A 19,395-nucleotide genomic window follows, 5' to 3' on the forward strand; every position below is an offset into this window, starting at 1 on the left:
GAAACGGCGCGCCGGAATGCACGGCCTGGATAATCTGAACGGAAAGCGCGCCATCGAGGGCAGCGCCGCGCCATGGGTGTCCGTGAAGACGGCAACGCGCGCCTGACTGCGCACCGCTACACGCTGAGGATCGACTTCCAGTGCGCCAGCCTGTCCGCGATCAGCGCCACGCGCTGGCGATCGTCGCGTCCGTCCAGGATCGCGACCTCGTCCGCTTCGGCACGCAGGTAGACGCCCGCTGTCCGCGCGTTGACGTCGTCGCCACGTGTCGTGAAGTAGCCGCTGGCGCGTTCGGCCGACTCCAGCCGGATCTCGCCCGTGCCTTCCAACTGCGGCGCGTCGGGATGCAGCGGTCGCTCGCCCCTCCAGTAATAGAAGACGGCGGAGCCGTCCTCCTTTTCGCGTACCGCCTCGCTCCAGTAGCGCGCCGACAGCGTGCCGTCCGCGTGCCAGCCACTGCCCTTCATCTCCAGCGCACCAACGCGGTTGCGCGTCAGGCGCACCAGCCCGAGCGCCGATGGCTCCTTTTCGCTGCGCTGGGTGAGCGAGAACTGCCACCATGCCCCCTCGACGCGCGACGCCTGGCCTTCGCTGACGATGGCACTGCGCAGCTTCTGGCAGATCGCTTTGGTTTCCGCAGCGGTGCCGGCGCCTTCGTAGCGCACGCAGGTCAGGCCCAGCAGGTCGGTCGGCAGCTTCGCGCCGCTGGCGTGCAGGATGAACGTGCGGCGCATGCCCAGCACGCCACCGAACAGACCCGCTTCGAACACCACGTTGTCGCGGGGCGATGCCTGTCCGGGCAGCGCTTCGTCCGCCGCCGGCGTGCGCGTGGTCCAGTCGTCCTGCGCGAACACGAACGCGGCGAAATCCACCTGCCGCGTCAGTTCCAGCAGCCGTCCCAATGTGGTGGTGCCGGGATTGAACGTGGTGGTCCACGGCTCCACATCGGCAACGTCTTCCAGTCCGCGCGTCAGCGCCTGCAGCAGCTTGGCCTGCTTGCCCGACGAACCGAGAAAAATGCGTGGCTTTGCCATGGCGCGCGTCCGGCGGCGGGATTACCCGGGGCGGGCAGCGTACCGCCATTCCGGCCTGGCACTCTGGCAGGTCTGTGCGGATGTCGTGTTGCGCCGATCTACGGTGCCAGAGAAGCGGAAGATGCCGGCCGCCCAGCGAGCCGGAGCCCAGGCCAGTGCCTTCCGTTCGCCTGTTCCGCAGGCCGGCGGTGTGTCCCCGATCCACCGTCGTGCCGCAGACCTACAGCTTGAACAGCGGCTGCAGCTTCCGCGCCAGCCAGCCCGGGAACCGCAGCGGCGCATCCAGGGCGGATACGCAGATGCAGGCCGCACCGGGGACCGTAACGGGCTGATGCTCGACGTCGCTGTCGAGGTCGGCGACGTCGCCGGGGGCGAACTGGCCCAGCGCATCGTGGTACGCGCCGCGCAGGATCTGGGTCAGCTCGGTACCGCCATGGCCGTGCACCGGCATGCTGCGGCCGGGACCGATCTTCAGCAACAGCAAGGTACCGGTCTTCGTGTTGGGGGCCCGGATGCAGTGCACGCCGGGCGCCATCCAGCGCCATTTCAATGCGCGATAGGAACTGCCGAAGTACGGATGCAGCGGTGTCGGCAAACGGTCGTCGTCCTCGTAGGGCGCGCTGCGCGGCTCCGGGGCCGCGATCGCCGGCGGTGCATCGTCCAATCGCTGCAGCATCTCCGCGCGCAGGTCGGCGAAGCGGTCCGGGACGATGCCGGCCGGCTGCTGGTGCTCAATCAGCTGGCCGCCGACGCGCTCGGCTTCCGCCACCCGCGCGCGGCAATGCGCGCAGGTCTCCAGATGGGTGGCGGCCACGGTCGCCACTTCGACTGCCAGCGCACCGGCCGCGTAGCTGACCACGGTGGACGCATCGAGATGATGGTGCGGATTCACGACTGACCTCTTACCAGACCCTGCAGGCGCAGGAACGCGCGCCGAAGGTGGGACTTCACGGTGCCCAGCGGCATCTGCAATTCATCGGCGATGTCCTGGTGACTCTTGGCTTCGAAGTACGACATGCGCATCAGTCGCGCCTGCACGGCGGGCAGCTCCTCGATGCGACGCTGCAGGTGGACGTGTTCGGCATAGTCCTCGGCCGAGCTGAAGGGACGCGCCAGTTCCTCGTCGCTGGCGGGCAGCGCCTCTTCGAGTATCTGCACCCAGCCCGGTTCGCGACGCACCCGGTCGATATGCAGGTTGCGGCCGATCCGGAACAGCCAGGTCGACACCGCCCCCTGCTGCGGGTCATACATCGACGCGCGTTGCCACAGGCGCAGCAGCGCCTCCTGCGACAGTTCCTCCGCGACCGCCTCGGGACTGCCGAGCCCGCGCAGGTACAGGCACAGGCGCGGCATGAAGTGGTCGTACAGGCGCATGAAGCTGGCGCGGTCGCGCAGCCGGGCCACCGCGACCATCTCGCCGGTCCAGTCGTGGGTGTCGCGCGGGGCGGGCGTGGGCGTGGACACCGTCCGGGCCGCCCCGGGGGGCGACAGTCTCCTGGTGAAGTCGGACGGCATGGTAAGGCCAGCTCCTGCTGCGGCTCGTGACGGCAGGCTCTACGGGGCACCGTGCGATTTGGATGCAGGACGGATCGCGACCGGATCTGCATCCGGACGCGCGATGTCGCCGTATGCCGGACCAAGCCCCCGGAGACCGGTCGCATGCCCGCACGTCCCTCCCCTCACGCGCTGGTCGGTGCGGCGATCCTGATCGCCCTGAGCCACGCCGCGATGGCGACCACTGAGATCCAGCAGCAGGAAGCCCGTGCCTATGCCCGCAAAGGCGAGACACTGCTCTACCACGAGTCCCACTGGCGTTACCGGCAGGACGGCGCCGCACGAAGGCTGGTGCTGTACCGCTGCCCGGACGGGCGCGCATTCGCGCGCAAGACCGTGGTCGAACGGACGACGGCGCAGGCCCCGGACTTCGATTTCGAGGACGCCCGCGATGGTTACCGCGAAGGCGTGCGCAGCGGACCGCAGGGACGCGTGGTCTACGTCCGGACGAGTGCGAAAGCCGCGCTGAAGGAACGACCGCTCGCGGTGCCGGCCGCCGGCGTGATCGATGCCGGCTTCGACGCCAGCGTCCGCCTGCACTGGGCGACATTGCAGGGCGGCCGCCCGGTGACCCAGCCCTTCCTGCTGCCGAGCCGCATGGCGTTCGAGCCGGTGCGACTGGAGCCGGGGCCTGCCGTGCGCTGGAACGGCATCCCCGCGCGGCGCCTGTCGATGCGGCTGGACCGCTGGTACGGCTTCATCGCACCGACGATGCAGCTGACTTACGCCAGCGCGGACCGGCGACTGCTGGAGTTCGCCGGCATCGCGACGATCCGCGATGCGGCGGGACGGCACCAGGACGTGCGCATCGCGTTCCCCGCGCCGGCGGTACCCGCCGATGCACGCGCCCTGCAGGCCGCGCTGGCGACGCCATTGGTGTCGCAGTGCGCGTCCTGAAGGATATCGCTGCATCCGATCCGCTCGCCGCTGCGTATGTCTCCTGAACGCAGCGGAGAAACATGCGATGCCGGCAGTTGCTTCCCCCTCCCTTCCGCTGGCCACCCGCGCGCTCGCCACGCTGCGTCGCTGGTTCGATACCGAGGCCCGCGTGGACGGGCATGCCGACGTCGGCCGCCGCATCGACTGGCTGCGTGCCGTGCCGTTCCTCGGCATGCACCTGGCCTGCGTGGCGGTGCTATGGGTCGGCGTGTCGCCGATCGCGGTGATCGTGGCGGTCGCGCTGTACGCGCTGCGCATGTTCGCCATCACTGCGTTCTACCACCGCTATTTTTCGCACCGCACGTTCCGCGCCTCGCGCGTGGTGCAGTTCGTGTTCGCGCTGATCGGTGCGGCCAGCGTGCAGCGCGGACCGCTGTGGTGGGCCGCGCACCACCGCAACCATCACCGCCATGCCGACACCGCGGCGGATCCGCATTCGCCGAACGTGCACGGCTTCTGGTGGAGCCATGCGGGCTGGTTCCTGACCCGTGAGGGCTTCCGCACAGACTGGTCGCGCATTCCCGATCTGGCCGGCTATCCGGAACTGCGCTGGCTGGACCGCTACGACACGGTGATCCCGGTGCTGCTCGCCGCCGGCCTCTACGGCCTCGGCGAGGGGCTGGAACGCGTCGCGCCTGCGCTCGGCACCAGCGGCCCGCAACTGCTGGTGTGGGGCTTCTTCATCTCGACGGTGGTGCTGTTCCATGCCACCGTCACCATCAACTCGCTGGCACATCGCTTCGGCAAGCGCCGCTTCGACACGCGCGACGACAGCCGCAACAACCTGTGGCTGGCGTTGCTGACCTTCGGCGAGGGCTGGCACAACAACCATCATTTCTTCCCGGGCACCGCGCGCCAGGGCTTCCGCTGGTGGGAAGTGGACCTCACCTGGTACGGCCTGCGCCTGCTGGCGATGCTCGGGCTTGTGCACGACCTCAAGCCGGTGCCCGCCTGGGTGCTGGCGAAGGCGAGGCGCTGAGCATGCGCATCGCCGTCATCGGATCGGGGATCGCCGGGCTGGCATCGGCCTGGTGGCTGTCGCACCACCACGATGTCGTGCTGTACGAAGCCAACGACTATCTCGGCGGGCATACGCACACGCACGACGTCGAACAGGCCGGCCGGCGCTACGCCATCGACAGCGGCTTCATCGTCTTCAACCAGGACCACTACCCGCGTCTCTGCAGCCTGTTCGACGACCTTGGTGTGGCCTCGCAGCCCACCACGATGAGCTTCTCCGTGCACAGCGAGCGCACCGGCCTGGAGTACAACGCCACCACCCTGGACACGCTGTTCTGCCAGCGCCGCAACCTGGTGTCGCCGCGCTTCCTCGGCATGCTTCGGGACCTGGCGCGCTTCTACCGCGAGGCGCCTGCCCTGCTGAGCACCAGCGAGCCCGGCCCGACGCTCGGCGACTACCTGCAGAGCGGTCGCTATGGCGCGGCGTTCCGCAACGAACACCTGATCCCGATGGCGTCCGCACTGTGGTCGTCGCCACCGCAGCAGATCCTTGATTTCCCTGCGCGTTACCTGGTGCAGTTCATGGCCAATCACCGGATGCTGACGCTGGGCCGGCGCGCACCGTGGCGCGTCGTGAGCGGTGGGTCCGCCACCTACGTGCGTGCACTGCGCGAGCGCTGGCGCGTTCAGGAACGTCTGTCGTGCCCGGTCTATGCCGTGCGGCGCGATGCGGGCAGCGTCGAAGTCGTCAGCGAGCATGGGCGCGAGCGCTACGACCACGCCGTGCTCGCCTGCCACAGCGACACCGCGCTCGCCCTGCTGCAGGGCGATGCCGACGCACGCGAGCGGGAGATCCTCGGCGCGATGCGCTACCAGACCAACGACACCGTGCTGCACACCGACGCGTCCCTCCTGCCACGCCGGCGCAAGGCCTGGGCGGCATGGAATGCGCACATACCCCGCGATCCGGACGCGCCCTGCACCGTCAGCTACTGCATGAACCTGCTGCAGGGCGTTGACGCGCCCGAGCCCTTCATCGTCACGCTCAACCGCAGCGAGGCGATCGATCCCGCGCGCGTCCTGCGGCGCATGCAATACCGCCATCCGGTACACGATCACGCGATGGTGGCGGCGCAGCGCCGCAAGGCCGAGATCCAGGGCCGCCGGCGCACCTGGTTCGCCGGTGCGTACTGGGGCTGGGGCTTCCACGAGGACGGCATCCGCAGCGCGCACGACCTGGTCGACGCCTTCCTTGCCCGGCATCACGGCGAAGGCGTCGATCTCGGCATCGAGTTCGCGTCGGCATGACCGCACCATTGGCCAGCGCGGTCTACGAAGGCTGGGTGCGCCATCGCCGGCACACGCCGCGGCCGCATGCGTTCCGGTACCGGATGGCGCAGCTCTACCTGGACCTGGACGAACTGGACCGCGTGTTCGACCGGCGCTGGCTGTGGTCGATGGATCGTCGCAACCTGGCCGAGTTCCGTCGTAGCGATTATCTCGCGCCGCACGACCTGCCACTCACCGATGCCGTGCGCGACCGCGTGGCACGGCAGCTGGGCCGGCGCCCGGCGGGCCCTATTCGTCTGCTGACGCATCTGCGCTACGGCGGCCTGGTCTTCAACCCGGTGAGCTTCTACTACTGCTTCCAGCCCGACGGCGTCACGCTGGACGCGGTTGTCGCGGAAATCACCAACACGCCCTGGCGTGAGCGGCACAGCTACGTGCTGCCGGTGAGCGAGGGCGTGCCGCATGGCGATGGCTGGGAATGGGGTTTCGACAAGGCCTTCCATGTCTCGCCCTTCCTGCCGATGGACTGCGCCTACCGCTGGCGCTTCGGCACGCCCGACGACGCACTGCGCGTGCACATGCAGGTGGACCGCGAGGGCCGGCGCGCCTTCGACGCCACGCTGACACTGGTGAGGCGACCCTTGCAGGGCGCCTCGCTCGCGCGCGTGCTGTGGCGCTATCCGCTGATGACCGCGCAGGTGGTCGGCGGCATCCACTGGCAGGCCTTGCGCCTGTGGCTGAAGCGAACGCCGGTCCACGACCACCCTTCCCTCTCCCGCGAAACCCCATGAACGAGATCGCCCACGTTTCCACCCCCGTTGTCTTCGGCGCGCTGGACCGCTCGCTGCGCACGCAGCTGCTCGCCCGCCTCGACGACCTGGACCACGGCACGCTGGTGGTGCGCGATGCGCTGGGCGAACACCGCTTCGGCAATGCGAACGGTGATGCGTTGCCTCCCGTGCACCTGTGGGTGGACGACCCCGCCTTCTACCGCGCCGTTGCCGCGCAGGGCAGTGTCGGTGCGGGCGAGGCGTACATCGCCGGACATTGGCGCTGCGACGACCTGGTCACGCTGGTGCGCCTGCTGGTGCGCAACCGCGCCCTGCTGGACGGGATGGAGACCGGCATCGCGCGGCTGGGCGGCTGGGCGCTGCGCAGCTGGCATGCGCTGCGCCGCAATACGCGCGAAGGCAGCCGCCGCAACATCGCCGCGCATTACGACCTGGGCAACGACTTCTTCGCGCTGTTCCTTTCGCCGGATCTGATGTACTCGTCGGCGATGTTCGCCGCGCCGGAGGAGGAACTGGAAACGGCCTCGTTCCGCAAGCTCGACGCCGTGTGCCGGAAACTGGCGCTGTCGCCGGAGGACCGCGTCGTCGAGATCGGCACCGGCTGGGGCGGCTTCGCTCTGCATGCCGCGCGCCACCACGGCTGCCACGTCACCACCACCACGATCTCGCGCGAGCAGCATGCGCTGGCTACCCAGCGCGTGGCCGAGGCCGGCCTGCAGGACCGCGTCACCCTGCTGCTGCAGGACTACCGCGACCTGCAGGGTACGTACGACAAGCTGGTCTCCATCGAGATGATCGAGGCGATCGGCGCGCATTACCTCGACACCTTCTTCGGAAAACTCGGCGCGCTGCTGCGACCGGGCGGCCAGGCGCTGCTGCAGGCCATCACCATCGAAGACCACCGCTACGTGCAGGCGCGCGATTCGGTGGACTTCATCAAGCGCTTCGTCTTTCCCGGCAGCTTCATCCCATCGCTGGAAGCGATGTATGGCGCGAAGACCCGTTCCAGCGACCTGCAGGTGCTGCACCAGGAGGACTTCGGCCTGTCCTACGCCTACACGCTGCGGGCCTGGCGCCGCCACTTCCTGACCCGCCTGAACGACGTGCGCGCGCAGGGTTTCGACGAACGCTTCATCCGCCTGTGGGAGTTCTACCTGGCCTATTGCGAAGGCGGCTTCCTGGAGCGTTCCATCGGCGTGTCGCACCTGCTGATGCAACGCCCGCCGCATGCCGGCGAGGGGGCACGATGAACCTGCTGCCTGCGATCGCGATCGTCTGGGGCGTGTCGCTGCTGGCCATGACCGTCGGCTGGGGGTGGCAACGTCGCCACACCAATGCCGGCATGGTCGATGTGGTGTGGACGGCGTGCGTGGGGTTCGCCGCGATCTTCCTGGCCGCGTGCGGCGATGGCGCCTGGCAGGCGCGCGTCGCGCTGGCGGTGCTGGGCGGCAGCTGGGGCCTGCGCCTGGCCTTGCACCTGTGGCAGCGCGTCACCCACGAACCGGAAGACGGCCGTTACCAGTATCTGCGCGCGCACTGGCGCGGCCACCAGGGCAAGTTCTACCTGTTCTTTGCCGGGCAGTCGTTGCTGGTGCTGCTGTTCGCCCTGCCGTTCGCCGCCGTGGCGCGAAGCCCGGTCGCGACGTTCTGGCCGTGGATCGCGCTGGCCGCCTTGCTCGGCATCGCCAGCGTCGTGGGCGAGTCCCTCGCCGACCGCCAGCTCGCCCGCTTCCGCGCCGATCCGGCGAACCGCGGCCGCACTTGCCGCGAAGGGCTGTGGCGCTACTCGCGCCATCCCAACTACTTCTTCGAATGGCTGCATTGGTTCGCGTACATCGCGCTGGCGGTGGGTTCACCGTGGTTCTGGCTGTCGTTGAGCGGTCCGCTGGTGATGTTCGTGTTCCTGCGCTGGATCAGCGGCATTCCCTTCACCGAAGCGCAGGCGCTGCGCACGCGCGGCGAGGACTACCGCGACTACCAGCGCACCACACCCATGCTGTTCCCCTGGTTTCCCAAACCTGCCGCCCGGGAGGCGACGCGATGAATGCCATGGTCGACGAACTCGCCGCCGACCGCGCGGCCCCCGGCCTGCTCGGCCTGGCCGAGCGCGGACTGCTGCCCGATGCGCTGATCCGCGCCGGCATCCGCCAACTCTGCGCACAACGGCTGCGCGACGAGGGCGCCGGCGGGCAGGCGGCGCAGTCGGCGCAGCTGGCCCACCGGCTGTGGGCGCTACGCCAAGGCGCCCTGGCGATGCACACCGATGCGGCCAATCGCCAGCATTACGAACTGCCGGCGGATTTTTTCCGCCACTGCCTCGGCCACCGGCTGAAGTACAGCAGCTGCTACTACCCCGCCGGTGACGAGACGCTGGACCAGGCCGAGGACGCGATGCTGGCGCTGTACGGCGAACGCGCCGGCCTGGCCGACGGACAGGACATCCTGGAACTCGGCTGCGGCTGGGGTTCACTGACGCTGTGGATGGCCGAGCGGTATCCGGACGCACGCATCACCGCGGTATCGAATTCGCACTCGCAACGCCGGTTCATCGAAGCACGGTGCGACGAACGCGGCCTGCACAACGTCCGCGTCATCACCTGCGACGTCAACCAGTTGCAGCTGGACGAGCAGGCCTTCGACCGCTGCGTGTCGGTGGAGATGTTCGAGCACGTCAGCAATCATGCCGCGCTGATGCGGCGTATCCACGATGCGCTGCGCCCGGGCGGCGCGCTGTTCGTGCACATCTTCGTCCATCGCCACCTGATGTATCCGTTCGAGACGCAGGGCGAGGACAACTGGATGGGTCGGCACTTCTTCACCGGCGGCATGATGCCGTCGGCCGACCTGCTGCTGTTCTTCCAGGACCATCTGCACCTGCAGCAGCGCTGGCTGCTGGACGGCACGCACTACCAGCGCACCGCGAATCATTGGCTGGACAATCACGACGCCAACCGCGACGCCGTGATGGCGGTGCTGCGACAGGCCTATGGCGATGCGGCACCGCTGTGGAACCAGCGCTGGCGCATGTTCTGGATGGCCTGCGCCGAACTGTTCGGCTACCGCGACGGTCAGGAATGGCTGGTCGCGCACTACCGGTTCCAGCGGCCTGGAGGACACTGACATGCGCACCCTGCCCTTCGCCCTGCTGGCGCTGATCGTCGCCACCACCGCCGCCTGCCGCCAGGGCAACGTCAAACCATCGATCGCCACCGCGGCGCCGGTGGACGTGGCGCGCTTCATGGGCGACTGGTACGTCATCGCCCATATTCCGTCGTTTCCCGAACGCGACGCCTACGCGGCGGTCGAATCGTATGCACAGCGACCGGATGGCCGCATCCAGACCACGTTCCGCTACCGCAAGGGCGCACTCGACGGTCCGGAGAAGACGATGCACCCCGTCGGCACCGTGCGTCCGGAGGGCGGTGGCGCGGTCTGGGGCATGCAGTTCGTCTGGCCGATCCAGGCCGAGTACGTCATCGCCTGGGTCGATGCCGACTACCGGCAGACGATCGTCGGGCGCAGCAAGCGCGACTACGTGTGGCTGATGGCACGCACGCCACGGATCCCGGAGTCGGATTACCAGATGCGGGTGAAGCAGATCGAGGCGATGGGGTACGACATCTCGAAGCTCCGGCGCGTGCCGCACTGACGGCGCAACGGCGACCCGCCCCGCAGGCAGGCGGCAGGCCCGCGAGGGCCGGCCGCCGTACCATCATCGACGTCAGCCGCGCGTCGCCTTCTTCTCGTTCTTGTCCGCACGCTTTTCCTTCAGCGTTTTCGCGGGCTTCTTCTTCTGCTCTTTCTTCTTGTCCAGGCCCTTCGCCATCACGTGCACTCCCATGGTCGCTGCGACGGCGGCGAGCATGACACATCCATCGACGACCGGTATGCGCGTCGAAACGCCGTACCGCCGGACTGTCCGATCGGCCGGCGAGCACCGCCTGCGCTCCGACCGCGACACCCTGCGAGACCCGGGGCCGGCCCGCGAAGTAGCCCCGACCCACACCGGGCGGGAAGAACAGGCAAAAGGAGAGGGAACGTTGGACTGTTTTTCGGGAAGAGGCGTACGTTGACGGGCGTTGCGCTGCTGCGTCCCGCTGGCTGGGTGGTGCACTGATCAACCGAGGCAGGTCCCGCGCCTGCTCGCTTGCAGCGCCACGTCTTGCATCCAGTTCCAGTCGCCCCAGTGGGCTCCGGGAACCCTGTGCCCCGCCGATCTGGAAGGAGCCTCAGATGCCGTCGTCGCTATCCCGCTTGTCTGCCTGAATGTGGATGACGCGGCGTCCATGCAGCCGGGCATCCAGCGAGAAGGCGCCTGGACCCAGGAGCACCATCGCGACCAACAATGCGAGATGTCCGGCTGACATCACTGGATGTCCTGAACCCGCAAGCAGTGCAATGACAACCCCGCACGCCAGTAGCGCGGCAGCGCGGCACACTATTCCCGCCAGCAACGCGATCACCAGCAACGTCACCAGCAGGTAGAGCATCGCCGCCCCACCGCGGGTGGATTGCGTTGCCATCGCGTGGCCCACGATGGCGAGCGCACCGCCCACGCGAAGGACCAGCAATCCGGCGCCAACCACGCCGTCGGGGAATCTGCATACGTATCCGGCCATGCGCCACCGTAGCCCGTCCGGGCTGAAGTGGCAGACCCGAAAGAGGGGAGCCGGACAACCTGATCGAAGGTAAACTCGCGCCGAGCAACCCGGGCCTGCACCGCTGGCTAACGCCATTCCCAACAGACGGTAGTGATTGATGCGGTTTCTCAAGACACTCGTCCTCGGCGCGCTCGTATCGCTGCCCTGCCCCGTACTGGCGGAGCAGGCGCAGGTGCTCGGACGTTACGTGCACCAGCGCTGGCTGGAAGGAACCGAAGCCCCCATACCCGTCGTTTCCATGGCGCAAGGCCCTGACGGCTTCATCTGGCTGGCCACCGGAGACGGCCTGTTCCGCTTCGATGGCGTTCGCTTCGAGCGACTCGACGCCGAGGTGCCTCTCAGGAACGACCCACCCAGCGCGCTCCTGATGACCCGTAGCGGCGATGTCTGGATAAGCTTCGAGGCCTCGCACCGGTTTGCCTTCTACAGCCGAGGTGCGCTGCGCTTGCTGGACGGCCCGCCGGCGCCGAGCCGGATCGTGGGCATGGTCGAAGGTCTGGATGGCGCCATATGGGCGCTTACTTCGAACTACAACGCTGAGGTCCTGCGGTTCAAGGACGGCGCCTGGCAGACATTCAACGCGCGGCAGGGACTGCCGGAAAGCAATGCCTCCCACATGATCATGGCCCGAGATGGCACGCTGTGGATTGCAGGCAGCGAGGGCGTCGCCTGGCTTGAGCCGGGTGCGGAGAGGTTCGCGTTCCTTCGCACGGAATCGAGCGCTCGCGTGTCGCAGGATCCGCACGGGAAGATATGGATTTCCGACAGGACCGGTACCTACCCCGCCACCATGACCGGGGAAGCCCTGGCGACCCCTGGCCCGAAGCCGCGCTTCCCCACCGGAGAGCTGGACATACGCGGCGGACCGATCTTCGATCGGCACGGCAATCTCTGGATTGCGACCCGCTACCAAGGACTGAAACTTTTTCCTGGGCCAGGGCCTTCCGGCGTTGCCGACGACGCCTTGCCCGAGACCTTCACGGGCAAGCAGGGCTTGTCATCCGACGTGACGAACGGGCTCTTCGAGGACAGGGAGGGCAACCTGTGGGTGAGCACGGAAGGTGGGCTGGACCGGCTGCGTGCGGCCACCCTCGTCCGCCATCCTGCACTGTCATCGCCGGCGCGCTTCGGGGACAAGCTGCTCGCCGGAGCCGATGGAGCCATCTACATCGGCCAGGCAAGCACCATCTTCCGGGTGCCGCCGCAGGGCGACCCCGCACCGATCATCCGCGGCATCGTTGAGCCGGAAGCGATGTGCGAAGCGCATGACGGCTCGCTATGGGTGGCCCTGCGCCATGAAGTCATCGTCTGGTCGCCGGACGGGATAAGGGAAAGGATCGAACGCCCGGATCGTCAGGCCAGGCACAACATCGCCTACGACTGCGCTATCGATGCCGGCGGCAGCTTCTGGATGTCCGCCGCAGGCGGTGGCGTGCATCGATATCGCAAAGGTCGTTGGGAGCAGGTGTTCGAGGGCGGGCGGGATGCCAACTTCTACCCGACCACCCTGACGACGACACCGACCGGCAGCGTGGTCTTCCAGTCGGGGGATCGTCTGGTCTGGGTGGAAGACACGGGCTTGTCGACGAGCAGGCTTGGCTTCGGCGACAGCCAGCTCAAGGTGCTGACGATGCAGCAGACCGGGAAGAGCCTGTACGTTGCAGGGGCGTTCGGCCTGTCCCGCTACCTTGGCGACAAGGTGGAGACCGCGTGGTCGCCCGACATCTCGCCTGGCAGTCGAATCAACGGTGTTGTCGAAACCCCGGCCGGCGACCTCTGGCTGGCCTACCCGAGAATGCTTGTGCGGCTGTCTGCCGGGGAACTCGAACGTGCATTCCGTGATCGGAAACTCCCCTCTTCGACGTTCGCGCTGGGGCGCGGTGATGGCCTGACGAGCAGGCCACATTCGCATTCCCAGCGCGCCATGGTGCGAGGCGGTGATGGACGCCTGTGGATCGCGACCGAGACCGGCACGCTCTGGATGGATCCGGAAGACATCATTCGCGACCGGACGATCCCGGGCGTTGCGATCACTGCGCTGAGGACCGAAGCGCTTTCCTTCCGGGACCCTGCCGCCGTTCGGCTGCCGCCTGCCACCCCCAAGATCGAAATCGACTACGCGGCGCTCAGCTTCGTCGACCAGCAGCGCATCAAGGTCCGCTACCGGCTGGAAGGATTCGACCAGGACTGGGTGTATCCGGGCCAGCGACGCCAGGCCTTCTACACGAATCTCCCTCCGGGGAAGTATCGTTTCCAGGTGATGGCGGCCAACCTGGACGGCGTGTGGAACCCGGCCCCCGCCGCGCTCGAGTTCGAGATTCCGAAAACCTTCTACCAGTCCGGCTGGTTCCTGTTGCTGTGCACGGCCACGGTACTGACGATCCTGTTCGCGCTGCACCGTCTGCGCATTGTCCAGGCGGGCAATCGCATACGCTCGCGTCTCGAAGAGCGCAATGCCGAGCGTGAGCGTATCGCCCGCGAGCTTCACGACACGTTGCTGCAGGGCGTCATGGGGCTCATCCTCCGATTCCAGGCGGTAGCGAATCGCGTGTCCAGCGAAGCCGCTCTCGGCAAGCAGTTGGATACAGCGCTCGCGGCCGCGGATGCCGTCGTGGTGGATGCCCGCAATCGTGTCCGGGACTTGCGTGGTGCAGACGAGGCCGCAGACCTTCTCTCCACACTCCGGCGGGTGGCGGCCGAAACGCCATTTTCCCCGCCCGTTCCCGTTCGCCTGCTCATAGAAGGCCAGCCACGTCCGCTTCACCCGCTGGTTTCAGCCGAGACTGTCAAGATCTTCAGCGAAGCCCTGTTGAATGTGGCTCACCATTCGCGCGCCTCGTCTGCGGAAATCGCGGTCGGGTTCGAATCCAGGCAGCTGGCGATCAGGCTTCGCGACGATGGCGTCGGAATTCCGGCCCAGGTACTGAAAGCCGGCCGCAAGGATGGCCATTTCGGCCTGGTCGGCATGAGGGAGCGCGCGGAGCGAATGGGTGGCGCACTCAACATCACAAGCGTCACGGGACAAGGAACCGAAGTGACGTTGCTCATTCCAGCGCGCCTTGCGTATGGCAGACGAAGTCCCAGGAAAGTGGCATGGTGGAAGCGATTCATGGGGAAGCACCGAAATGACTGACGTTCCTGCGCGTGTGCTGGTGGTCGACGACCATCCGGTCCTGCGATCCGGCGTAGCCGCGCTGCTCGAGGACCGGACCGACGTCGTGCTTGTCGGCGAGGCCAGCAACGGGCAGGAGGCGATCACCGCATTCCGCACGCTCAGGCCGGACGTCGTCCTGATGGACCTGCAGATGCCGGGAACGAACGGCCTCGACGCCATCCTGGCCATCCGTGCCGAACATCCGGGCGCCCGCATCATCGTACTGACGACGTATCACGGGGACAGCCAGGCCGTTCGTGCCCTGAAGGCCGGGGCGATGGGGTATCTGCTCAAGAGTGGGCTGAGGACCGAGCTGGTCGATGCCATCCTGAACGTCCATCGGGGGCAACGCCATGTCCACCGGGATGTGGCCGATGAGATCGCACGCCACATCGGCGAAGAGACGCTCAGCGAACGGGAAGTCGCCATTCTCAGGCTCGTTGCCAACGGGAAAGCCAACAAGCAGATTGGTGCCGATCTCGACCTGTCGGAAGCGACGGTGAAAGGGCATCTGAAGAACATCTTTGCGAAGCTCAATGTTGCCGACAGGACCCATGCCGTGACCATCGCGGCGCGCCGCGGCATCATCGACCTCTGATCAGCGATGCCCCACGCGAGCACGGGGCACAGCGCAGCGCACCGAAAGCTGGCCCATCACGTCCAGGACGGAGCCCCGATCACGCGGCCACGCTGCCGTCCAGCGCGGTGGCGGCGTACTGGTTCGGCCTCATTCCCGTCGCGGCCTTGAATGACCTCGAGAAGTGGCTGTGATCGAAGTAGCCGAGCTCCCCGGCCAGTTTCAACAGGGAGCCCTCGCCCGCCGCCAGCCGCCGCTCCGCTTCGATGACGCGCCGCCATCGCACATACTGCATGGGGCTCATTCCAATCTCGTCGCGGAATGTCCGTGCGAAGTGGAACCGGCTCATGCAGGCCACGCCCGCGATCGCCTCAAGGGACAGCGGCTCACGAAAGCGTTCCTCGATGTAGACGATCGCTCTCGCCAGGCATTTCACTCGTGCACTCCTTCGTCCATGCGGCTTGGCGTCCGACGCAGCGAGACCTCTGGCGGTGCGGAGGGCCGCGCTTGCTCCGACGGCGTGGTTCGCAGGAATCGTGGAATCGACAGGCATTTCGTGAACTCCAGTCTGATGGGGAACCCGCACATCCGTTAGGACGGCCGGATCAGCCCGCGCGGCCCAACCTCGCCACGCTGCGGATTTCGACCTTCAGGTTCGGGAAAGCCAGGCGTTGCACCTGGACGATCGTGCTCGCGATCGCCATCGAGTGGCTGCCGAATACACGAGAACCCAGGGCTTTCCTTGCCGAGAAGGCTTCATCCATGTCCGTGGCAAAGATGATCTCGTCCACCAGATCCTCCATGCCGGCGCCGAACCTCGTCAGGATGCGTGCGGTATTCGCGTAAGCGGCTTCCATCTGCTGGTGCGTGGTCTCGATCCCTTCGAAGCTGCCGCGCTCGTCGTGTCCGACCTGGCCTGCGATGTACAGCGTGCCATCCGCTCGTACGGCCTGTGCATAGCCGTACTCGCTTTCCCAGGCATGCCCGAAACCAAAGACTTCCTTCTCGATTGCCATCGCTGAAACCTCCTGTTGTCAATGCACCATTGATCGATCGTACGAAGACTCGCGCTGGAACCAGGCCGCGAGTCCGATGTGCCCACGCCGATGCATGACGGCCGGCACCAGGGAGCTCTTCCCCACCGATGCGCCGAGCAGCAGGGCGCCCGCCGCTTCGACAACAGTGCGCGTGTCACCGCTGAGGTCCATGAAACGCTGCAGCAGATAGGACAAGGGTGCGCACTCCGGACCCGCGATTTCCACCGCGGCTCCGTCAGGGTCCTCATCGATCATCGCCGCCAGCAGATAAGCGACGTCGAACGCCGCGATGGGTTGGAACAAGGTCTCCGGAACGGTGACGACGCCGCGCGCCGACTGTCGGCGGATCAGATCGGCCATCTGTTCGTAGAGATGGGTGCCGCGCACGATCGTGGTGGGAATGTCCGCGTTGCGCAGGTCGAACTCGCGCTGACGCACCCGCCTGACGAGATCGTTGTCGTCGCGTCCCGCGCCCATGCCCGAGAAAGAGACGCAGTGCCTGATGTCGGCCGCCGCCGGATGCCAGAGCCAGTCGATCAGCCGCTGCCCTTCCAGCCAACCATGGTCCTCGTCATCGAGGGAAAGATCGATGACGACCTGCGGTGGTTCGCCATGGCGATCGAAGCGCTCCGCCACGGCTTTCCATCCCCGGCTCACTGCAACCCGGTGCCCGTTCACGGACAGCATGCCGTGCAGCGGACGGGCGACCGTCGGGTCGGTTGCGATGATCGAGACAAGCATGGCGGCAGCCGCGTCCTGTTTTGCCGAGCCACTGTTGCCGGCCCATGGGTTACCACAGTCGGATAGGGTCCACGCGGCGCCGGAGGGGATGCCGGCGCCGCGTGGACGGGTCACCGTGCCCAGGGAGGGGGAGAAGCACGGCAGACCCGAGAGAAAGCTCAGTCGGACGACCGTTTCGCGTCGACGGCGAAGCGGCCCGACCCGGTGACCAGCAACAGCAGGCATCCACCGGCAATGCAAAGATTCTTGTAGAAGTTGACGGTGTCGATGTAGCGCTGCTCACCTTCCGTCAGCCAGAACGGATGACCGATCAGGCCGGCGGCGATGGTGTAGATCGCAAGCAGGCAAGCCGCCGACCGGGTCCACAGACCGACAACGATGAGTGCGCCGCCCCCCAGTTCGATCACCACGGCCGCCACGGCGGCGAACTGGCTCGCCGGGACGCCGAGTTGCTGCATGTAGGCGCTCGTCCCGGCGACATCCATCAGCTTGCTCCAGCCGAACACGAGGAAAAGTGTCGCCAGCAGTACCCTCGCCAGCAGAACCATGTGGTCCTCCGCGCGCCGAGGCGTGCGTGCCAGGCCCATCGATGCGGTGCCCATCTCAATGTCCGTGCTTGATGGGCGTGGTCAGCACGGTATCCGTCTTGTCCACGACGAACACCGCCAGCAGGCTCGCCGGCTCGGTCTTGCTCGCATTCGCACTGACGTCGTGCCTATCGCCGGGGAGTTCGGTGAAGTTCTGACCCTTGGTGAACGTCCGCACTGGTCCGCCGTTGAGTTGATTCAGCACCGCGCCTTCCAGGACGGTCGCATAGATCAAGGCGGACTTCGCATGGTAGTGCGGCGCGTTCACACCACCCGGCTCGTATTCAACGAGGATTCCCCGGACCACCTTGTCGGGCAGGCCGGGCACTTCGTGCTCGTACACCTGCGTAACCTTGGTGCCCTTGTATTCCTGCGCCACAACGGGGGCGACCAAGCCGATGGTCGACAACAACAGCACGGCAAGCATGGTCTTCATGGGTTTGTCTCCTTCGTGTCAGGCCGCCAGCCGGCGGCGGATCCAGCTTTCGAAATCGATCTTTCCGAGTCGTGTCTGTCCCAGCGGTACCAGCGAGTCGTCCAGTACTTCACCGCCGAAGTAGCGTGCTGCCGGGTCGCGCTCGACCGCGCGCGGATCGCCCACGGCCTGCAGGTATCGGCGCACGAAGACGTTGAAAGGCTCTCGCTCCGGACCCGCGATCTCAACCGTGCCCTGCAGCGGCCCACCCGTCGCCACGTCGGCCAGGGCTGCGGCGACATCGTCTGCTGCAATGGGCTGGAACATACCGCCGGCCAGCCGTACGACGCCTTCCACGACACTGCCGTCGGCAATGCCACCCAGGAACTCGAAGAACTGGGTGGACCTCACGATGGTGAAGGGGATGCCGCTGTTCTTCACGACATTCTCCTGCGCCACCTTGGCGTTGAAGTATCCGTTCCCGGGCATGCGATCCGAACCCACGATGGACAACAGCACGTGATGCCTGACGCCCGCGTCCGCCTCCACGCGTGCGATGTTGCGACCGGATTGCTCGAAGAATGCACGCACCGCCTGTTCCTCGAAGGACGGTGCGTTGGAGACGTCGACCACGACCTCGGCACCCTGCATCGCTTCGGACAGCCCGGCACCGGTCACCGTGTTGACGCCCGTATCCAGGGCGGCGGCCACTGCGTCGTGACCGGCTGCGCGCAGCAGACTCACCAGCTTCGATCCGATCAGACCGGTACCCCCCACGACCACCACTCGCTTAGCACTCATTTTCTTGTTCCTCGAACTTCAGGTGGGGAGTGCAACTTCAGGCCAGGCACTCCGATGGATTCGAATCATCGACGGGGCGAACGTCATGTTCTTGAACAATGTTGCCAACCTCGGCATGCCGCCGATGGAGGGTTGTATCGCCTTCCCACCTCTCAGCAAGAGGCCGAGTTGTTTGCATCGCGTGTGGACAGCTCCCCGAACGCACCGAGTTCGTGTGCCGTTACGCGGTCCTGATGCGGAGCGTGTCGCGCTGCATCCATCCGGGGATGCCTTGCCTGATTGGCAAATCTCTTGGGCGTAGTTCCCGAGACACGCCGGAAGACGTTGCTGAAATGCGCCTGGTCGCAGAAGCCGAGGTCCGCGGCAAGCGCGGCCAGGTCGAGCCAGGGGTCCTGGCACAGCGCATGCTGTGCTGCCTCGATCCTGCGCCGAGCCACGTACTCCACAAAGGTCATGCCCATGGACAACGTGAAGCATCGTGAGAAGTGGTACCGGCTCACGCCCGCCGCATTGGCCACACCCTCAAGCCGCAGCGGGCAGAAGAGATGGCCATCGATGTAGGCGTGAGCGCGCGCAAGCGCCCCTTTTCTCAGCCCCCGGGAACTGCTTGGTTCCCTGACGAGGGTGAGGCGCGGTGTCGCGCAGGCATCATCGGGACGTATCGACATTGGTCATTCCCAGGCCATGGATCGGATGTTGCGATCGGCTGCCTGGTGAGGATGGCTGTACAGGGAGGTTTGTGAATCCCCCGATGGCATCGCCCCGGCACTCTCGTTCGGGGTGCTTTTTTCTACGCCTTTCGGACTATGGGGAGGTCAGGCTCCCTTGAGTAACCTGCGTCCTTCCCCGCCGGG

22 protein-coding genes are annotated in these 19,395 nt (G+C 66.7%); 10 read left to right on the top strand and 12 right to left on the bottom strand.

Annotated features, from left to right (window positions below; all coding sequences use genetic code 11):
- Positions 1-116 precede the first annotated feature (116 nt).
- The 3 genes from IB230_RS11130 to IB230_RS11140 all read right to left on the bottom strand — a co-directional run bounded on the left by IB230_RS11130 (position 117) and on the right by IB230_RS11140 (position 2,447).
- The gene (locus IB230_RS11130; RefSeq protein WP_192272203.1) at positions 117-1,034 is read right to left on the bottom strand and encodes a TIR domain-containing protein; all 918 of its coding nucleotides are present in this window, start codon (positions 1,032-1,034) and stop codon (positions 117-119) included.
- Positions 1,035-1,254: 220 nt separating this feature from the next.
- Positions 1,255-1,926: a ChrR family anti-sigma-E factor gene (locus IB230_RS11135; RefSeq protein ID WP_192272205.1), complete on the bottom strand. Its 672-nt coding sequence runs from the start codon at positions 1,924-1,926 to the stop codon at positions 1,255-1,257.
- The gene (locus tag IB230_RS11140; RefSeq protein WP_225589573.1) at positions 1,923-2,447 is read right to left on the bottom strand and encodes a sigma-70 family RNA polymerase sigma factor; all 525 of its coding nucleotides are present in this window, start codon (positions 2,445-2,447) and stop codon (positions 1,923-1,925) included. The genes IB230_RS11135 and IB230_RS11140 overlap by 4 nt, the downstream gene beginning before the upstream one ends.
- A gap of 246 nt (positions 2,448-2,693) precedes the next feature.
- On the opposite strand from IB230_RS11140, the gene IB230_RS11145 reads away from it, so the two are divergent.
- The 8 genes from IB230_RS11145 to IB230_RS11180 all read left to right on the top strand — a co-directional run bounded on the left by IB230_RS11145 (position 2,694) and on the right by IB230_RS11180 (position 10,217).
- The gene (locus IB230_RS11145; protein WP_192272209.1) at positions 2,694-3,485 is read left to right on the top strand and encodes a hypothetical protein; all 792 of its coding nucleotides are present in this window, start codon (positions 2,694-2,696) and stop codon (positions 3,483-3,485) included.
- Between the two features lie 67 nt (positions 3,486-3,552).
- Entirely contained in the window at positions 3,553-4,506 is a 954-nt protein-coding gene (locus IB230_RS11150; RefSeq protein ID WP_192272211.1) for an acyl-CoA desaturase, read from the top strand.
- A gap of 2 nt (positions 4,507-4,508) precedes the next feature.
- Positions 4,509-5,795, top strand: coding sequence for an FAD-dependent oxidoreductase (locus IB230_RS11155; protein WP_192272213.1), 1,287 nt, complete (start codon positions 4,509-4,511; stop codon positions 5,793-5,795).
- A complete protein-coding gene (locus IB230_RS11160; protein WP_192272215.1) occupies positions 5,792-6,568 on the top strand; it encodes a DUF1365 domain-containing protein in 777 nt (258 codons plus the stop codon). Before IB230_RS11155 ends, IB230_RS11160 begins: the two co-directional genes overlap by 4 nt.
- The gene (locus IB230_RS11165) at positions 6,565-7,818 is read left to right on the top strand and encodes a cyclopropane-fatty-acyl-phospholipid synthase family protein (RefSeq protein ID WP_192272217.1); all 1,254 of its coding nucleotides are present in this window, start codon (positions 6,565-6,567) and stop codon (positions 7,816-7,818) included. Before IB230_RS11160 ends, IB230_RS11165 begins: the two co-directional genes overlap by 4 nt.
- The gene (locus tag IB230_RS11170) at positions 7,815-8,612 is read left to right on the top strand and encodes a DUF1295 domain-containing protein (protein ID WP_192272219.1); all 798 of its coding nucleotides are present in this window, start codon (positions 7,815-7,817) and stop codon (positions 8,610-8,612) included. Before IB230_RS11165 ends, IB230_RS11170 begins: the two co-directional genes overlap by 4 nt.
- Positions 8,609-9,688 carry a cyclopropane-fatty-acyl-phospholipid synthase family protein gene (locus IB230_RS11175; RefSeq protein WP_192272221.1) on the top strand — a complete coding sequence of 360 codons (1,080 nt, stop codon included), beginning with the start codon at positions 8,609-8,611 and terminating at the stop codon, positions 9,686-9,688. The genes IB230_RS11170 and IB230_RS11175 overlap by 4 nt, the downstream gene beginning before the upstream one ends.
- A gap of 1 nt (position 9,689) precedes the next feature.
- The gene (locus tag IB230_RS11180) at positions 9,690-10,217 is read left to right on the top strand and encodes a lipocalin family protein (protein ID WP_192272223.1); all 528 of its coding nucleotides are present in this window, start codon (positions 9,690-9,692) and stop codon (positions 10,215-10,217) included.
- 72 nt (positions 10,218-10,289) lie between these two features.
- Here IB230_RS11180 and IB230_RS11185 read toward each other — a convergent pair whose 3' ends face one another.
- Together IB230_RS11185 and IB230_RS11190 are read right to left on the bottom strand one after the other, a co-directional pair.
- On the bottom strand, positions 10,290-10,433 hold the full coding sequence (locus IB230_RS11185; RefSeq protein WP_192273977.1) for a hypothetical protein: 144 nt from the start codon (positions 10,431-10,433) through the stop codon (positions 10,290-10,292).
- Between the two features lie 364 nt (positions 10,434-10,797).
- A complete protein-coding gene (locus IB230_RS11190; RefSeq protein ID WP_192272225.1) occupies positions 10,798-11,187 on the bottom strand; it encodes a hypothetical protein in 390 nt (129 codons plus the stop codon).
- 139 nt (positions 11,188-11,326) lie between these two features.
- On the opposite strand from IB230_RS11190, the gene IB230_RS11195 reads away from it, so the two are divergent.
- A complete protein-coding gene (locus IB230_RS11195) occupies positions 11,327-14,362 on the top strand; it encodes a sensor histidine kinase (RefSeq protein ID WP_192272227.1) in 3,036 nt (1,011 codons plus the stop codon).
- A complete protein-coding gene (locus tag IB230_RS11200; protein WP_192272229.1) occupies positions 14,355-14,981 on the top strand; it encodes a response regulator transcription factor in 627 nt (208 codons plus the stop codon). The genes IB230_RS11195 and IB230_RS11200 overlap by 8 nt, the downstream gene beginning before the upstream one ends.
- 79 nt (positions 14,982-15,060) lie before the next feature.
- Here the strand turns inward: IB230_RS11200 and IB230_RS11205 are convergent, their stop codons facing one another.
- The 7 genes from IB230_RS11205 to IB230_RS11235 all read right to left on the bottom strand — a co-directional run bounded on the left by IB230_RS11205 (position 15,061) and on the right by IB230_RS11235 (position 19,209).
- The gene (locus tag IB230_RS11205) at positions 15,061-15,396 is read right to left on the bottom strand and encodes an AraC family transcriptional regulator (protein WP_192272231.1); all 336 of its coding nucleotides are present in this window, start codon (positions 15,394-15,396) and stop codon (positions 15,061-15,063) included.
- A gap of 169 nt (positions 15,397-15,565) precedes the next feature.
- Positions 15,566-15,976: a Rid family hydrolase gene (locus tag IB230_RS11210; RefSeq protein ID WP_192272233.1), complete on the bottom strand. Its 411-nt coding sequence runs from the start codon at positions 15,974-15,976 to the stop codon at positions 15,566-15,568.
- 18 nt (positions 15,977-15,994) lie between these two features.
- Positions 15,995-16,738 (bottom strand): hypothetical protein, encoded by a 744-nt coding sequence (locus IB230_RS11215; RefSeq protein ID WP_192272235.1) that lies wholly within the window; start codon positions 16,736-16,738, stop codon positions 15,995-15,997.
- Between the two features lie 158 nt (positions 16,739-16,896).
- Complete coding sequence (locus IB230_RS11220; protein WP_225589494.1) at positions 16,897-17,286, bottom strand: DoxX family protein; 390 nt, start codon at positions 17,284-17,286, stop codon at positions 16,897-16,899.
- A gap of 55 nt (positions 17,287-17,341) precedes the next feature.
- Positions 17,342-17,761, bottom strand: a complete 420-nt coding sequence (locus tag IB230_RS11225) for a cupin domain-containing protein (protein WP_192272237.1) — start codon at positions 17,759-17,761, stop codon at positions 17,342-17,344.
- 18 nt (positions 17,762-17,779) lie between these two features.
- Positions 17,780-18,541: an SDR family oxidoreductase gene (locus tag IB230_RS11230; RefSeq protein WP_192272239.1), complete on the bottom strand. Its 762-nt coding sequence runs from the start codon at positions 18,539-18,541 to the stop codon at positions 17,780-17,782.
- 152 nt (positions 18,542-18,693) lie between these two features.
- Positions 18,694-19,209, bottom strand: coding sequence for an AraC family transcriptional regulator (locus IB230_RS11235; RefSeq protein WP_192272241.1), 516 nt, complete (start codon positions 19,207-19,209; stop codon positions 18,694-18,696).
- Positions 19,210-19,395 lie beyond the last annotated feature (186 nt).

Source organism: Pseudoxanthomonas sp. PXM01 (assembly GCF_014851815.1).
Lineage (GTDB): Bacteria > Pseudomonadota > Gammaproteobacteria > Xanthomonadales > Xanthomonadaceae > Pseudoxanthomonas_A.

Bases quoted from the DNA above. Each gene is read 5' to 3' on its own strand.
- IB230_RS11130 (WP_192272203.1), bottom strand. From the start codon at position 1,034: ATGGCAAAGCCACGCATTTTTCTCGGTTCGTCGGGCAAGCAGGCCAAG.
- IB230_RS11140 (WP_225589573.1), bottom strand. From the start codon at position 2,447: ATGGTCGCGGTGGCCCGGCTGCGCGACCGCGCCAGCTTCATGCGCCTG.
- IB230_RS11145 (WP_192272209.1), top strand. From the start codon at position 2,694: ATGCCCGCACGTCCCTCCCCTCACGCGCTGGTCGGTGCGGCGATCCTG.
- IB230_RS11150 (WP_192272211.1), top strand. From the start codon at position 3,553: ATGCCGGCAGTTGCTTCCCCCTCCCTTCCGCTGGCCACCCGCGCGCTC.
- IB230_RS11155 (WP_192272213.1), top strand. From the start codon at position 4,509: ATGCGCATCGCCGTCATCGGATCGGGGATCGCCGGGCTGGCATCGGCC.
- IB230_RS11160 (WP_192272215.1), top strand. From the start codon at position 5,792: ATGACCGCACCATTGGCCAGCGCGGTCTACGAAGGCTGGGTGCGCCAT.
- IB230_RS11165 (WP_192272217.1), top strand. From the start codon at position 6,565: ATGAACGAGATCGCCCACGTTTCCACCCCCGTTGTCTTCGGCGCGCTG.
- IB230_RS11170 (WP_192272219.1), top strand. From the start codon at position 7,815: ATGAACCTGCTGCCTGCGATCGCGATCGTCTGGGGCGTGTCGCTGCTG.
- IB230_RS11175 (WP_192272221.1), top strand. From the start codon at position 8,609: ATGAATGCCATGGTCGACGAACTCGCCGCCGACCGCGCGGCCCCCGGC.
- IB230_RS11180 (WP_192272223.1), top strand. From the start codon at position 9,690: ATGCGCACCCTGCCCTTCGCCCTGCTGGCGCTGATCGTCGCCACCACC.
- IB230_RS11185 (WP_192273977.1), bottom strand. From the start codon at position 10,433: ATGCTCGCCGCCGTCGCAGCGACCATGGGAGTGCACGTGATGGCGAAG.
- IB230_RS11190 (WP_192272225.1), bottom strand. From the start codon at position 11,187: ATGGCCGGATACGTATGCAGATTCCCCGACGGCGTGGTTGGCGCCGGA.
- IB230_RS11195 (WP_192272227.1), top strand. From the start codon at position 11,327: ATGCGGTTTCTCAAGACACTCGTCCTCGGCGCGCTCGTATCGCTGCCC.
- IB230_RS11200 (WP_192272229.1), top strand. From the start codon at position 14,355: ATGACTGACGTTCCTGCGCGTGTGCTGGTGGTCGACGACCATCCGGTC.
- IB230_RS11210 (WP_192272233.1), bottom strand. From the start codon at position 15,976: ATGGCAATCGAGAAGGAAGTCTTTGGTTTCGGGCATGCCTGGGAAAGC.
- IB230_RS11215 (WP_192272235.1), bottom strand. From the start codon at position 16,738: ATGCTTGTCTCGATCATCGCAACCGACCCGACGGTCGCCCGTCCGCTG.
- IB230_RS11220 (WP_225589494.1), bottom strand. From the start codon at position 17,286: ATGGTTCTGCTGGCGAGGGTACTGCTGGCGACACTTTTCCTCGTGTTC.
- IB230_RS11225 (WP_192272237.1), bottom strand. From the start codon at position 17,761: ATGAAGACCATGCTTGCCGTGCTGTTGTTGTCGACCATCGGCTTGGTC.
- IB230_RS11230 (WP_192272239.1), bottom strand. From the start codon at position 18,541: ATGAGTGCTAAGCGAGTGGTGGTCGTGGGGGGTACCGGTCTGATCGGA.
- IB230_RS11235 (WP_192272241.1), bottom strand. From the start codon at position 19,209: ATGTCGATACGTCCCGATGATGCCTGCGCGACACCGCGCCTCACCCTC.